Genomic DNA, 13,234 nt, shown 5'->3' with positions numbered 1-13,234 from the left:
CACCCGCTGGCATGATCCACGGGTGATGGTGCGACGTTCACGGAGACCGGTCCGGCCGGCGGTCGCGGCCCTGGCGGTCGCGGCCGCCGCGGCCTGCGGCGCGTGCGAGCCCTCGGAGCAGCCCGTGGACGCGCCCCCGGCACGCGTCCCCGGGGCAAGCGCCTCGCCCTCCCCCAGCCTGCTCGGACTGCCGTCCGGCGGTCCCGGGACCGCGGTCACCGAGGCGCCGCCCTGCTCGCCGGACGGCACCCGCGCGACGGCCACCGAACCCGACGCGGCGATGGGCCTGCGCGCCATGACCGTCCGGCTGGCCAACTGCGGCACGAAGCCGTTCCGGCTGAACGGCTACCCGGTCCTGCGCGTGTTCGACGCGCAGGCCGAACCGCTCGACATCACGATCGTCAACGGCACCACCGAGGTCCCCGACCCGGGCCCCAAGCCCCTGACCGTACGTCCCGGGCAGGCCGCGCAGATCATCGTCGTCTGGCGCAACACCGTCACGGACGGAGCCGCGGTCAAGGGCGCCTTCCTGCAACTCGTCCCGGCGCCCGGACGCCGCGCCCAGAGCGTCAAGCCGAGCGGCTCGCTGGACCTCGGCACGACCGGCCGCCTGAAGACCACCGCCTGGGCCCTCGCCAAACCCTGAAACCCCTCGGAGAACGCGGCGTTCAGCGGGGCGGCGGCGGCGCGATCTTGCCGATGCCCAGCGTGTTCGAGGCCGGCATCAGCCCCGTCTCCAGCACCTTGACCAGGATCGGCATCGTCAGCTCCGACAGGCGGGCGCACCCGTCGGCGCCCAGCTCCCGCCACGGCGCCTCGGCGAGCTCGTCGGTCGTCCGCTCGACCTCGTCGCGCAGCTCGCGGCCCGCGTCGGTGGCGATCCCGTCGGCGTTCACCAGCCCCCGGGACATGAGCCGCTCACGTCCCGCCGCCCACTCCGCGTCCGTCCAACCGCGGCTCGCGAACGTCTCCACCGGAGCCGCACCGACCGCCGCGAACGACACCAGCGCCTCCACCGGATCGAGCCCCGCCGTGAGCAGCGCCGCCACATGCCCGTCACCGCGCTGCTCCCGCAGGATGCCGATGGCGTGCCACAGGGCGACATGCGGCTCGTCCGGCCACGGCAGGTCCGCGTTCGCGGCGGCGATCGGACGCCCCGCCGTGCTCGCGGCCTCGGCCGCGGTGCGCGCCAGCTCCGCCGCCTCGACCACCTCCGGCGACGCGACACCGTCCCCCAGCAGCGCGCGGTACATCCGGTCGACCGCGCGGACGCGAGCCTCCAGCACACGCTCAGGCGGCGCGACCGCCCAAGCCGCGGGAACATGCTCGGCCACCATGCGCGGACTGAAGCTGTAGAACGCCGCCGACACCAGCGCAGTGCCCGCCGCTCCCAAAGGCGCCGCACGCCAGGCGAAGTAGCTGGGCCACCGCACATCGACCTTGTAGCCGAGCCCCTCCGCCTCCGCGAACACCTCCGGCGCGTACCAGAACAACGCGTGCAACGGCTCCGTCTGATGCCACATCTGTCGAGTATTCATTGCATTCCCTCGGCGTCGGCCCTGGCGGGCCTCCTTCAACGGCAATGCGGCGATCGCTGGCATCGCTCCGGCTCGCCTGGCGGCTCACTGCGCGATCAGATCCTCGCAAGCTCGGATCTGGCTTCGCACGCGATCGCAACGTTACGCGCTCCACCTCGTCTCTTAAAGATCTTGGTGTGGGTGAAGATCGCTTGGTCTCGGGCACGCGCGCCGCGGTTGTTCGTCCCGGGACGGCAGCGCACGTGCGGAGACGCTCAAGTGCATCGCCGCCGGTCCTGCGCCGTAGGACGGGTGCGCTTGCGGGGGCTTAGCGCGTGTGGGCTTCGGAGGCGGGCACGTTCCACGGGTGCGGGAGTTTGTGGGGTGTCTGGGCGGGAGGCGTGAGTGCTCGCGGGGTGGTCTGGCGGGGCGTCCGCGGGGTGGGGCGGCGGCGTTCGTGTCGGGGGAAGACCGTGAGGGCCACGAGGGCCAGCAGGACGCCTGCGACGCGCAGGGCGAGACGCGGGAACTCGTGGGGCCATGGCTCGCCGTACAGGAGCGTCGCCGACAGGAGCAGGTGCGCCTTCGCGGTCACCGTGACGACGGTGACGATGATGGTGAGGCGGCAGCGCTGGAGGCCGATCGACAGGAGGCCGAGGCCGCACACGCCCGCGAGGAGGAACAGGTACGGGTGCGGGGAGGCGAGGACGGCGGCGCCGCGGTGTCCGGCCAGCATCATCGCCATGCCGAGGCCGAAGACCTCCGTCGCGCCCAGCAGGACGCCCGCACCGACGCCGTAGGCGATGCCGGTGAGGGGCCTCGCGTGCCGCCCGCTGACCGGGCGGTCGCGCATGCTGAACATCCACAGCGGGAGGACCAGGGACGGGACGAACACGAGGCACGCGCGGCCCGGTGGGAGGGCGTCGGCGGCGCCGGTCCCGGCGGGGCGGCGCAGGGTGTCCGCGAGGGTCTCGGACGCGCCGGGCAGCACCGACAGCGCGGCGGTGATCATCGCGGCGACGGTGACGAGCACGGCGAGCCATTCCCGGGAGGTCGGCCGCTCGCCGAAGCCGCCCATGCCGACGGCCAGCAGCAGGACGAGGCTGAGGCCGTAGGCGGGCAGGGTGGCGACCACCGGCAGCGTCACCAGCGCGGCCGCCGAGAGGGCAAAGCCGGACATCAGCACCAGGCAGCCGAGCAGCCAGCGCGGGCTGCGGACGATCAGCCCGAAGGAGTGCAGCGGGCGGCGCCCGGCGAGCGGGCGCATCCGGCCCGCGGCCGTCTTGAACATGACGAAGGCGACGATGTAGACGGCCTGCGCGGCGCAGGCGAGGACGACCGCGGTCATGGCGCACCTCCGGGGGTGAGGCCCGTTCGGGGCCAGAGGTGGAACGGGCGGCGCCGGGCGAGTTGGGGGGCGCCGTCCTTCGGATGCTGACATACGGCGGACGTCCGGCGATTCAGGCAGGAAGATGGAGATTCAGGACGTTTTATGCGCCCGCATGAGTAGTACGCGGCCGCCGGCGTCCGGCCGCCCGCCTGCCGTCCCGGGGTCAGCGCACCGGCAGGCCCGTGACCGCGCGCCCGATGACCAGGCGCTGGATCTCGCTCGTCCCCTCGAAGATCGTGAAGATCTTGGCGTCCCGGTGCATGCGCTCCACCGGGTAGTCGCGGGTGTAGCCGTTCCCGCCGAGGATCTGGATGGCCTCCTCGGTGACGCGCACGGCCGTCTCGCTCGCGACCAGCTTGGCCATCGAGCCCTCGGCGTTCTCGAACGGGCGGCCGGTGCGGGCCATCCACGCGGCCCGCCAGACGAGGAGCCGCGCCGCGTCGATGGCGCACTTGCAGTCCGCCAGCTTGAACGCGATGGCCTGGAAGTCGCCGATCTTGCGGCCGAACTGCTCCCGCTCCCGCGCGTACCCCAGGGCGTAGTCGTAGGCGGCGCGGGCGATGCCGACGGCCATCGCGCCGACCGACGGGCGGGTCGCCTCGAACGTCCGCATCGACACCTGGCCGCGGCCGCCGCGTCCCTCGCGGGCGCGGGCGAGCCGTTCGTCCAGCCGATCCTTGCCGCCGACGAGGCAGCGTCCGGGGACGCGGACGTCCCGCAGCACCACCTCGGCGGTGTGCGACGCCCGGATCCCGTGCTTCCGGAACTTCTGCCCCTGCTCCAGGCCCGGCGTGGACGGCGGGACGACGAAGCTCGCCTGCCCGCGCGCCCCCAGCTCCGGGGCGACGGACGCGACGATCACGTGCACCCGCGCGATGCCGCCGTTCGTCGCCCAGGTCTTGGTGCCGTTCAGCACCCACTCGTCGCGCGCCTCGTCGTGGACGGCGCGGGTGCGGATCGCCGACACGTCGCTGCCCGCCTCCGGCTCGGACGAGCAGAACGCCGAGACGGCGACGTCGTCGGGGGTGCCGAACATCTGCGGCAGCCACTCCTCGACCTGCTCGGGCGTGCCGGTCGCGGCGACGGACGCGGCGGCGAGGCCGGTGCCCGCGATCGCCTCGCCGATGCCGCCGTCGCCCCAGAACAGCTCCTCGAACGCCACCGGGATCCCGAGGCCGGTCGGCTCCAGCGACTGCGCCGCGAAGAAGTCGAGCGAGTACAGCCCGATGCGGGCCGCCTCGCGGAGGATCGGCCAGGGCGTCTCCTCCCGCTCGTCCCACTCGTGCGCGGCCGGCCGGACGACGTCGCGGGCGAAGCCGTGCACCCAGTCCCGGACCTGCACGAGATCGTCGTCGAGCTCCAGCGAGAACGTCATCGTCGCGGCCCCTTCGCCTCGTCCGCCCGGTGCGATGACGCTACGGGAAGGCGCCGCCGCGCGCCGTAGGACCGTGCGATCACTTTGCGGGACGGGTTGCGCGCCCGCTGACAAGAACGCCGATCGCTCACTCCGGTGAGCATTCCCCGTCCGGCGGTTTACTTTTGCCACAATCCGCGGATCGGGCGTCAACGGATACCGTAGGCTCCGCCACAAGCTGGACCGGAGCGGCCGCCGCGCCGCGCGCGTCCCGGGAAAGTCGAGATCAAGACGCCCAGTGTGTTGCCCGTCACTCACCGCAGGTGAATGATTGCGATGCGCTTCCGATCCTCAGTGTGGTGATGCAGTGACACTCGGCACGACGGCAGCCGGCACGACGGCGACCCGCGCGTTCACGTTCCCCGTGGCGACGTCCTGCACGGTGCATGATCCGGTCCGCCGCCGCGGGGATCGGCGGACGGCCCCGCCCGGCACGGCACCGGACGCCGGGCCATGACAGCGCGCATGGAGCGGCTCGGCGAGCCGCTGCGCTTCGCCGCCGACCCGGGCGAGGGCCGCCGGGCGCGCCGCGCCGTCCGCGACCTGGCCGCGAAGGCCGTCACCGACGACGCGCTGCTGGACGACGTCGAGCTGATGGCCGCCGAGGCGATCGCGAACGCCGTCCTGCACGGATCGGGGATGATCAGGGTGGTGGTCGCCGCCGACGAGGCGCGGCTGCGGGTGGAGGTCTGCGACGACGGCCCCTCGGCGGGCGAGCGGCACGGCCGCCGACGCATCGACCACGGCCGCGGCCTGACCGTCATCGACGCCCTGGCCGGCGAGTGGGAGCTCGACCAGACGCCGCGCCGCACCCAGCTCTGGTTCGAGGTGGAGATCCCCGCCGGCTGACCGGGTCACCCGGCGGCCTCGTCCCGGCCGTCCGCGGGGGCGGCGGCGAGCTCGCGGCGCAGGATCTTGCCGGTGGCGTTGCGCGGGAGCTCCGCGAGGAACCGCACGTCCCGGGGGACGGCGAACCGGGCGAGGCTCTCGCGGACGTGCGCCCGGACGGCGTCCGCGTCGAGCGCCGCCCCGTCCCGCGGGACGACGAACGCCGCGGCCCGCTGCCCGAACTCCTCGTCCGGCACGCCGACCACCGCGACCTCCCGGACCTGCGGCAGCAGGGCGATCACCTCCTCGATCGCGCTCGGGAACACGTTCTCCCCACCCGAGACGATCATGTCGTCGTCGCGGCCGTGCACGAACAGGCGGCCGTCGCCGTCCAGGTGCCCGAGGTCGCCGAGGCTCATCAGCCCGTCGCGCATCTCCTTGGTGCCGCCGCCGGTGTAGCCCGCGAACAGCAGCTCGTTCGCGGCGAAGATGCGGCCGGTCGTGCCCGGCGGGACGCGCTCGCCGCGCTCGTCGAGGATCGCGACCTCGGTGCCGGGCGGCGGCGTGCCCGCGGTGTCCGGGTGCGCGCGCAGGTCGGCGGGCGTGGCGATCGTGACCCACGACGCCTCCGTCGACCCGTACAGGTTGTACAGGACGTCGCCGAAGGCGTCCATGAACGCGGTCGCGAGCGTCGGCGGCAGCGCGGACCCGCTCACCGCCGCGATCCGCATCCCGGACGTGTCGTACCCGCTCCGGACCGGCTCCGGCAGGTCCATGATCCGCTGGAGCATCACCGGGACCGCGACCAGCGCGGTCGCGCCCGCCGCCTCGATCGTCCGCAGGGTCGCCTCGGGGTCGAAGCGGCGCCGCAGCACGATCGTCGCGCGCAGCGACACCGCCGTCTGGAGCATCGCGTACCCCCAGGTGTGGAACAGCGGCGCCTCGATGAACATCCGCTCGTGCACGGCGTACGGGATCCGCGACAGGATCGACGTCAGCGGCGACAGCCCGGGGCGCGAGCGCCGGTCGGCGCCCTTCGGGCGGCCGGTCGTCCCGGAGCTCAGCACGATCGTCCGGCCCGGGGCCTCCGGCGGCTCGACCCCGGCCGCCGGAGCCGTCGCGATCATCGTCTCCAGCTCCGCGCCGGGCTCGCCCGCCGTGACGGCGCGGACCGTCTTCGGGACGGCGGCGAGGAACGCGCCGAACTCGGGGTCGGCGATGACGATCTCGGCCCGCTGCTCCCGGACGACGGACACGAGCTGCTCGACGCTCATCCCCGTGTTGAGCATGACGAGGTCGGCGCCGCGCTTGCTGCACGCGACGAGCGTCTCGACCATGCCGCGGTGGTTGCGGCACAGGACGGCGACGCGGGGCGCGGCGCCGGATCGGCCGAGGGCGGCGGCGAGCCGGTCGGTGCGGGCGTCGAGCTCCGCGTAGGTCAGCTCGCCCGCGTCGTCGGCCAGCGCGACCCGGTCGGGGTCGCGGGCGGCGGCGGAGGCGACGGTCCCGCCGAGCAGCGTCCCCCAGCGGCGGAGGGCACCGAGCTGGCGGGCGACCCTGAGCGGCGGCCCGGGGCGCCACAGCCCGCTGCGGACGAACATGCCGCCCGCCCGCGCCACCGACGCCGTCCGCCGCCCGAAGTCCGATCGACCGCTCATCTGCCCTCCAGGGGGTGGGTGCCGGGGTCTTCGACCGTACGGACGGCACGCCGCGGGGGCTTCTGACTCAGGTCAGCTCTTCGCGGCGGCGCTTGTGAAAATCCTGACAACCGGAGGTCCGCGCGGCGGTGCCGACCGCCACGGGAGCGGGCGCCGCGCCGCCGATCGGGTCGTCGGCGCCCTCCGCAGCGGCGGCGGGAGAGGGCTCGGCGGGCAGGTCGAGGCTGTCGCGCAGGGTCACCGGCCGCAGGAGCGCGGCGGCGACGATGCCGACGACGGCGATGCAGGCGGAGATCAGGAAGATCCGGCCGGTGGCGTCGCCATAGGCGGCCCGGACGATCTCGCGGACCGGGGCGGGCAGCGACGCCACGTCCAGGTTCCCGGTGCCGCCGCCGCTCGCGGACGGGTCGACGCCGAGCCGCGCGAGCCCTCGCGCGATGCTGTCGGCGACCCGGTTGGCGAGCACGGCGCCGAGCACCGACACGCCGACCGTCCCGCCGAGGGAGCGGAAGAACGTGACGGTCCCGCTGGCGGCGCCGATCTCGTTGAGCTGGACGGAGTTCTGCACGACCAGCACGAGGTTCTGCATCGACATGCCGACGCCGAGGCCGACGAGGAACATGGCGGCGCCGACGAACGCCAGCGGCGTCGCGTGGTCGATGGTGGCGAGCAGGCCGAACCCGGCGGTCAGCACGATCGTCCCGGCGACGATGTAGGGCTTGACCCTGCCGGTGCGGGAGGTGAGCCGTCCGGCGACGGTGGACGCGCCGAGCACGCCGGCCATCATCGGGATCGTGAGCAGGCCCGCCTTGGTGGGGCTGAAGCCGCGCCCGATCTGGAAGTACTGGCCGAGGAAGACGGCGCCGCCGAACATGGCCATGCCGACGGCGAGGCTCGCGACGATGGCGAGGGCGGTGTTGCGGCGGGCGACGATGTCCAGCGGGACGATCGGCTCGGCGACGCGAGACTCCACCCAGACGGCCGCGGCGAGCAGCATGACGCCGCCGGCGGTCATCGCGGCGCTCTGCCAGGACAGCCAGGCGAAGCTGTCGCCGACGAACGTCACCCAGATCAGCAGGGTGCTGACGCCCGCGGCGATGAGGGTCGCGCCGACGTAGTCGATCCTCACGTCGTCGCGGCGGGCGACCGGCAGCCGCAGCGTCTTCTGCAGCAGCGCGAACGAGACGGCCGCGAACGGCACGCCGATGAAGAAGCACCAGCGCCAGCCGAGCCAGGAGGTGTCGACGATCAGCCCGCCGAGCAGCGGGCCGCCGACGGTGGCCACGGCCATCACGGCGCCGAGGTAGCCGTAGTACCGGCCCCGGTCGCGGGGGCTGATCATGGCGGCCATGATGATCTGGACGAGGATCTGGAGCGCGCCGACGCCGAGGCCCTGGACGGCGCGGGCCGCGATGAGCTGCCCCGTGTTCTGCGCGAGGCCGGACGCCGCCGAGGCGCCGACGAAGATCACGATCGCGATCTGGAGCAGCAGCTTCTTGTCGTAGAGGTCGGCGAGCTTGCCCCAGATCGGGGTGCTCGCGGTCGAGACCAGCAGGGTGGCGGTGACGACCCAGGTGTACTGCGACTGGGTGCCCCTCAGTGCGCCGATGATCTGCGGCAGCGCCGTCGAGACGACGGTCGCGCTGAGCATCGCCACGAACAGCACCAGCAGCAGGCCGCTCAGGGCTTCGAGGATCTGCCGCCGCGACATCGGCGCCGATCCGGACGGTGCTTGCACGCTCAAAGGACGCCTCCGGGAGGTGCGGGGTTGGACGGGTACGCGTGTTCCAAGGCCCGTCCGGACAAAAATATTCCCAGTGGGCAAATTTGCTCTGTGTGCACGAAATTTGGCGCCCGGTAGGGTGGCGTGACCATGGAGACGACCGGCGGGCTGCGTGAGCGCAAGAAGGAGGCGACGCGCCGTGCCCTGCACGAGGCCGCGATGCGCCTCGCCATCGAGCACGGCCTGGGCGACGTCACGGTGGAGGCGATCGCCGACGCCGCCGGGGTGTCCCGGCGCACCTTCTCGAACTACTTCGGCGGCAAGGAGGACGCGCTCCTCTACGGCGACGAGCAGCGCATGCAGTCCCTCCTCGACCACTTCACCGCCCGTCCGGTGGACGAGACCCCATGGGCGGCGCTCCGCGCGTCCTTCCACGCCATCGTCGCGGAGGAGGGCGAACCCGACCCGCACTGGGCCGCCCAGGCGCGCCTGGCCCGCGCCCACCCGTCCGTCCTAGCGCGGCAGCTCTCCTACTACGCCACGTTCGAGCGCACGCTCGCCGACCTCATCGCCGCGCGGGACGCCCTGCCCGGCCCCCGGGCCCGCGCCATGGCCGGCGCGTTCATGACCTCGCTGCGCATCGCGGTGCTCCGCTGGACCGAGGAGCAGCCTCCGCGCCCGCTCCGCGAGGTCACCGACGAGACCCTCGACGAGATGGCCCGCCCCTTCATCTGAGGCTGTTCCCGGCGGGCGGGTCCTCAGGGGCGCGGGATGTTGCGCAGGTTGCTGCGCGCGAGGTCGAGCATCTTGCCGACACCGCCCGTCAGGACGGTCTTGCCCGCCGCGAGCGCGAACCCCTTCACCTGCTGGGGCGTGATGCGCGGCGGGATGGACAGCGCGTTCGGGTCGGTGACGACGTCCAGCAGGTACGGGCCGGGCGCGGCCAGCGCGGTCGCGAGCGCGCCCCGGACGTCCGCCGGACGCTCCACGCGCGCCGAGTCGATCCCCGCCGCCTCGGCGATCGCGGCGAAGTCGACGGCCTCGTGATCGGTCTCGAACGAGGGCAGCCCGTCCACCATCATCTCCAGCCGCACCATCCCGAGCGACGCGTTGTTGAAGACGACGATCTTCACGGGAACGCGGTGCAGCCGCACCGTGAGCAGCTCGCCGAGCAGCATCCCGAGCCCGCCGTCGCCCGCCACCGCCACCACCTGCCGTCCCGGCGCCCCGAACTGCGCGCCGACCGCGTGCGGCAGCGCGTTCGCCATCGAGCCGTGCACGAACGAGCCCATCACGCGGCGGCGGCCGTTCGGCGTGATGTAGCGGGCGACCCAGACGTTGCACATCCCCGTGTCCACGGTGAAGATCGCGTCGTCGGCGGCCAGGTCGTCCAGGACGCTCGCGACGTACTCCGGATGGATCGGCGTGTGCCGCTCGATGTCGCGCGTATAGGCGGACACGACATGCTCCAGAGCGCGCGCGTGCCGATGCAGCATGTCGTCCAGGTACGCCTGGTCCTTCTTCTGCTCGACCTTGTCCAGGACGAGCCGGATCGCCTCCCCCACGTCACCGTGGACGGCCAGGTCCAGCGGTGTCCGGCGGCCCAGCCGGGACGGATCGTGGTCCACCTGGACGGTGTTCTTCAGAGGCAGGAACGGGTCGTACGGGAAGTCGGTGCCGAGCAGCAGGACAAGGTCGGCCTCCTGCATCGCGTCGTAGCAGGCGCCGTAGCCGAGCAGCCCGCTCATGCCCACGTCGAACGGGTTGTCGTACTGGATCCACTCCTTGCCGCGCAGCGCGTGCCCGACCGGCGACAGGACCTTGCGCGCGAGCGCGATCACCTCGTCGTGGGCGTCCCTGGCACCGGCGCCGCAGAACAGCATGACCTTCCGGGCCCGGTTCAGCGCCCCGGCGAGCTGGGCGACCTGGTCCGCGGGCGGCCGCACGACACCGCGCTGGGTGAGGAAGTCGTGCTCGCCCACCGGGCCCCCGGCGTCCTCGCTCGCCGTGTCGCCGGGCAGCACCAGGACCGCCACCCCGCCGAGCCCGATCGCGTGCTGGATCGCGGTGCGCAGGATCCGCGGCATCTGCCCCGGCCCGTTGATCATCTCGCAGTAGTGGCTGCAGTCGACGAAGAGCCGCTCCGGATGCGTCTCTTGAAAGTAGCCGCTGCCGATCTGCGTGCTCGGGATGTGCGAGGCCAGCGCCAGCACCGGCGCTCCCGAGCGGTGCGCGTCGTACAGCCCCTGGACCAGGTGGGTGTTGCCCGGCCCGCAGCTCCCCGCGCACACGGCGAGCCGTCCCGTCGTCTGCGCCTCCGCCGCCGCGGCGAACGCCCCCGCCTCCTCGTTGCGGACGTGCACCCACTCGATGCCGTCCGAGCGGCGGACGGCGTCCACGACCGGGTTGAGGCTGTCGCCCACCACCCCGTAGACGCGCCGCACGCCGGCCTGCCGCAGCACCTCGATGAACTGATCGGCGACCGTCGCCATCGTCCCCCCAAGACCGTCCGCCCGAAGATCGTCCCCTGGCTGGAGATGCCCGGTGACCGTCCGGCTGACACCCGGCTCGCACTCCGCGCACGAAGTAGTCAATGGATGAACGATCCGGACGCCGGATCCGGGCTAGTCTGGCGATCCATGGGAGACGAGCGCGCCGAGCTGGACTTCTGGTCGTTCGTCGACCTCGCCGGGCACCGCCTGTCGGACGAGCTCGGCTTCCCGCACCGGCTCGCCACGCGCCTGCTCCTGACCCTGAACCGCGCCTCGGCGATCGTCACCTACGACCTGGAGTCCACGGTGCATCGGCCGCGCGGGCACTCGTGGGCGGGCTTCCGGCTGCTGTTCGTCACCTGGCTCGCCGGGCCGCTGGAGCCGGGCCGCGCCGCCGCGCTCGCCGGGATGAGCCGCGCCGCGGTGTCCAACCTCGCCAAGACCCTGGTCGCGGACGGGATGCTGGTCCGCACGCCGGGCGAGCGGGACGGCCGCTCGGTGATCCTCTCGCTGACCGACGACGGCCGGCGCGCCATGCTGGAGATCTTCGCGGCGCAGAACGAGCGCGAGCGGCAGTGGGCGGGCGTGCTGACCGAGACCGAGCAGCGGATGCTCATCATGCTGCTGGACAAGCTCATCGCGGGACGCCACCAGTTCGACGTCCGCGAGCGCAGCTGAGAGCCCGCGCGTCCCGCGGCCCCCGAACGCTAGGTCTTCCCCGGCGCGGGGAACAGTCGTAGTGTCGGCAGGAAGTAGTACATGCATTAATCATCTCGGTCTCATCCGCGGGAGGCGACGACCATGGCCCACTACCGCCGGGCCGGCGACGTGCCGCCGAAGCGCCACACCCAGCACAGGGACGGCGACCGGCTCTACTTCGAGGAGCTGATGGGCGAGGAGGGCTTCAGCTCCGACTCGTCCCTGCTCTACCACCGGGAGATCCCGTCCGCGATCGTCGACGCCCGCCCCTGGGACGTCCCGGACCTCTCGACCACGCCGAACCACCCGCTCAAGCCGCGCCACCTCAAGCTGCACGAGCTGTTCCCCAAGGAGACCTGGGACGGGACGGACGCCGTCACCGGCCGCAGGCTCATCCTCGGCAACGCCGACGTCCGGCTGTCCTACGTCGTCTCCGCCGCCGACTCCCCGCTGTACCGCAACGCGCTCGGCGACGAGATCGTCTACGTGGAGTCCGGCTCGGCCACGGTGGAGACCATCTTCGGCACGCTCCGCGCGGAGCAGGGCGACTACGTCATCCTCCCCACGTCCACGACCCACCGCTGGCTGCCGACCGGCGACGAACCGCTCCGCGCCTACGTCATCGAGGCCACCGGGCACATCGCGCCGCCCAAGCGGTACCTGTCGCGCTATGGCCAGTTCCTGGAGAACGCCCCGTACTGCGAGCGCGACCTCCACGGACCCGACGACCCCCTCCAGTCGGACGGCACCGACGTCGAGGTCCTGGTGAAGCACCGCGTCTCCGGCGGCATCACCGGCACCCGCATGACCTACGCCAAGCACCCGTTCGACGTCGTCGGCTGGGACGGCTGCCTGTACCCGTACACGTTCAGCGTCCACGACTTCGAGCCGATCACCGGCCGCGTCCACCAGCCGCCGCCCGTCCACCAGGTGTTCGAGGGCCGCAACTTCGTCGTCTGCAACTTCGTGCCGCGCAAGGTGGACTACCACCCGCTGTCCATCCCGGTGCCCTACTACCACTCCAACGTGGACTCCGACGAGGTCATGTTCTACTGCGGCGGCGACTACGAGGCCCGCAAGGGCTCGGGCATCGGCCAGGGCTCGGTGTCGGTCCACCCCGGCGGCGTCGCGCACGGCCCGCAGCCCGGCGCGTACGAGCGCAGCATCGGCGCCGAGTTCTTCGACGAGCTGGCCGTCATGGTCGACACCTTCCACCCGCTGGGGCTCGGCGAAGGCGGCCTGGCCTGCGAGGACCCGGCCTACGCCTGGTCGTGGGCGCGGCGCGGGCCGAACGGATGAGCGGCCCGGCCGCGCCCCCGGCGTCCGCGTCCGGCCTGCCCGCGTTCGCCCTCGGGCTCTGCGACGACGCGGCCGTCTTCCCGCCGGGCCTCGCCCCGCTCGCCGACGCCGTCCCCGCGCACCGCCGCCACCGCCGGGGTCGAGCTGGTGGCCGACAGGGCCACGCGCACGCCCGTCATGGCCGGAGCCGTCACCGCCGCGCTGCGCGACCGGC

At 73.1% G+C, this 13,234-nt stretch carries 12 protein-coding genes; 5 read left to right on the top strand and 7 right to left on the bottom strand.

Annotation, left to right across the window (positions count from 1 at the left end; all coding sequences use genetic code 11):
* Positions 1-25: 25 nt before the first annotated feature.
* Entirely contained in the window at positions 26-646 is a 621-nt protein-coding gene (locus E1300_RS23810; RefSeq protein ID WP_131759277.1) for a DUF4232 domain-containing protein, read from the top strand.
* Between the two features lie 22 nt (positions 647-668).
* Here E1300_RS23810 and E1300_RS23805 read toward each other — a convergent pair whose 3' ends face one another.
* The 3 genes from E1300_RS23805 to E1300_RS23795 all read right to left on the bottom strand — a co-directional run bounded on the left by E1300_RS23805 (position 669) and on the right by E1300_RS23795 (position 4,282).
* Positions 669-1,523 carry an SCO6745 family protein gene (locus E1300_RS23805; protein WP_242619361.1) on the bottom strand — a complete coding sequence of 285 codons (855 nt, stop codon included), beginning with the start codon at positions 1,521-1,523 and terminating at the stop codon, positions 669-671.
* Positions 1,524-1,845: 322 nt separating this feature from the next.
* Positions 1,846-2,865, bottom strand: a complete 1,020-nt coding sequence (locus E1300_RS23800) for a DMT family protein (protein WP_131759275.1) — start codon at positions 2,863-2,865, stop codon at positions 1,846-1,848.
* A 205-nt stretch (positions 2,866-3,070) separates the two neighbouring features.
* Positions 3,071-4,282 carry an acyl-CoA dehydrogenase family protein gene (locus E1300_RS23795; RefSeq protein WP_131759274.1) on the bottom strand — a complete coding sequence of 404 codons (1,212 nt, stop codon included), beginning with the start codon at positions 4,280-4,282 and terminating at the stop codon, positions 3,071-3,073.
* Positions 4,283-4,774: 492 nt separating this feature from the next.
* Between E1300_RS23795 and E1300_RS23790 the strand changes: the two genes are divergently transcribed.
* Entirely contained in the window at positions 4,775-5,170 is a 396-nt protein-coding gene (locus E1300_RS23790) for an ATP-binding protein (protein WP_242619360.1), read from the top strand.
* 5 nt (positions 5,171-5,175) lie between these two features.
* On the opposite strand, the gene E1300_RS23785 is transcribed toward E1300_RS23790, so the two are convergent.
* Both E1300_RS23785 and E1300_RS23780 read right to left on the bottom strand, forming a co-directional pair.
* Complete coding sequence (locus tag E1300_RS23785) at positions 5,176-6,807, bottom strand: AMP-binding protein (protein ID WP_131759273.1); 1,632 nt, start codon at positions 6,805-6,807, stop codon at positions 5,176-5,178.
* A gap of 67 nt (positions 6,808-6,874) precedes the next feature.
* On the bottom strand, positions 6,875-8,518 hold the full coding sequence (locus tag E1300_RS23780; protein ID WP_131759293.1) for an MDR family MFS transporter: 1,644 nt from the start codon (positions 8,516-8,518) through the stop codon (positions 6,875-6,877).
* A gap of 162 nt (positions 8,519-8,680) precedes the next feature.
* On the opposite strand from E1300_RS23780, the gene E1300_RS23775 reads away from it, so the two are divergent.
* On the top strand, positions 8,681-9,265 hold the full coding sequence (locus E1300_RS23775; RefSeq protein WP_131759272.1) for a TetR/AcrR family transcriptional regulator: 585 nt from the start codon (positions 8,681-8,683) through the stop codon (positions 9,263-9,265).
* A 23-nt stretch (positions 9,266-9,288) separates the two neighbouring features.
* Here the strand turns inward: E1300_RS23775 and E1300_RS23770 are convergent, their stop codons facing one another.
* The gene (locus E1300_RS23770; protein ID WP_131759271.1) at positions 9,289-11,022 is read right to left on the bottom strand and encodes a pyruvate dehydrogenase; all 1,734 of its coding nucleotides are present in this window, start codon (positions 11,020-11,022) and stop codon (positions 9,289-9,291) included.
* A 147-nt stretch (positions 11,023-11,169) separates the two neighbouring features.
* Between E1300_RS23770 and E1300_RS23765 the strand changes: the two genes are divergently transcribed.
* On the top strand, positions 11,170-11,700 hold the full coding sequence (locus E1300_RS23765) for a MarR family winged helix-turn-helix transcriptional regulator (protein ID WP_131759270.1): 531 nt from the start codon (positions 11,170-11,172) through the stop codon (positions 11,698-11,700).
* Between the two features lie 123 nt (positions 11,701-11,823).
* Positions 11,824-13,020, top strand: a complete 1,197-nt coding sequence (locus E1300_RS23760; RefSeq protein ID WP_131759269.1) for a homogentisate 1,2-dioxygenase — start codon at positions 11,824-11,826, stop codon at positions 13,018-13,020.
* Here E1300_RS23760 and E1300_RS50255 read toward each other — a convergent pair.
* The coding region (locus E1300_RS50255) for a hypothetical protein (RefSeq protein ID WP_207399917.1) at positions 12,981-13,234 on the bottom strand (254 nt) is incomplete at its 5' end. The two genes, E1300_RS23760 and E1300_RS50255, sit on opposite strands and share 40 nt — an antisense overlap.

Origin of the sequence: Actinomadura fibrosa (assembly GCF_900659615.1) — a bacterium.
In the GTDB taxonomy this organism is placed as follows: Bacteria; Actinomycetota; Actinomycetes; order Streptosporangiales; family Streptosporangiaceae; genus Spirillospora; species Spirillospora fibrosa.
The sequence above is the reverse complement of the archived record's forward strand: the minus strand, read 5'-3'. Positions and strand labels throughout refer to the sequence as shown.

What these genes read in the sequence shown, in the direction of transcription:
- E1300_RS23810 (WP_131759277.1), top strand. Translation starts at nt 26, where the DNA reads ATGGTGCGACGTTCACGGAGACCGGTCCGGCCGGCGGTCGCGGCCCTG.
- E1300_RS23790 (WP_242619360.1), top strand. Translation starts at nt 4,775, where the DNA reads ATGACAGCGCGCATGGAGCGGCTCGGCGAGCCGCTGCGCTTCGCCGCC.
- E1300_RS23770 (WP_131759271.1), bottom strand. Translation starts at nt 11,022, where the DNA reads ATGGCGACGGTCGCCGATCAGTTCATCGAGGTGCTGCGGCAGGCCGGC.
- E1300_RS23760 (WP_131759269.1), top strand. Translation starts at nt 11,824, where the DNA reads ATGGCCCACTACCGCCGGGCCGGCGACGTGCCGCCGAAGCGCCACACC.
- E1300_RS23795 (WP_131759274.1), bottom strand. Translation starts at nt 4,282, where the DNA reads ATGACGTTCTCGCTGGAGCTCGACGACGATCTCGTGCAGGTCCGGGAC.
- E1300_RS23785 (WP_131759273.1), bottom strand. Translation starts at nt 6,807, where the DNA reads ATGAGCGGTCGATCGGACTTCGGGCGGCGGACGGCGTCGGTGGCGCGG.
- E1300_RS23780 (WP_131759293.1), bottom strand. Translation starts at nt 8,518, where the DNA reads ATGTCGCGGCGGCAGATCCTCGAAGCCCTGAGCGGCCTGCTGCTGGTG.
- E1300_RS23775 (WP_131759272.1), top strand. Translation starts at nt 8,681, where the DNA reads ATGGAGACGACCGGCGGGCTGCGTGAGCGCAAGAAGGAGGCGACGCGC.
- E1300_RS23805 (WP_242619361.1), bottom strand. Translation starts at nt 1,523, where the DNA reads ATGTGGCATCAGACGGAGCCGTTGCACGCGTTGTTCTGGTACGCGCCG.
- E1300_RS23800 (WP_131759275.1), bottom strand. Translation starts at nt 2,865, where the DNA reads ATGACCGCGGTCGTCCTCGCCTGCGCCGCGCAGGCCGTCTACATCGTC.
- E1300_RS23765 (WP_131759270.1), top strand. Translation starts at nt 11,170, where the DNA reads ATGGGAGACGAGCGCGCCGAGCTGGACTTCTGGTCGTTCGTCGACCTC.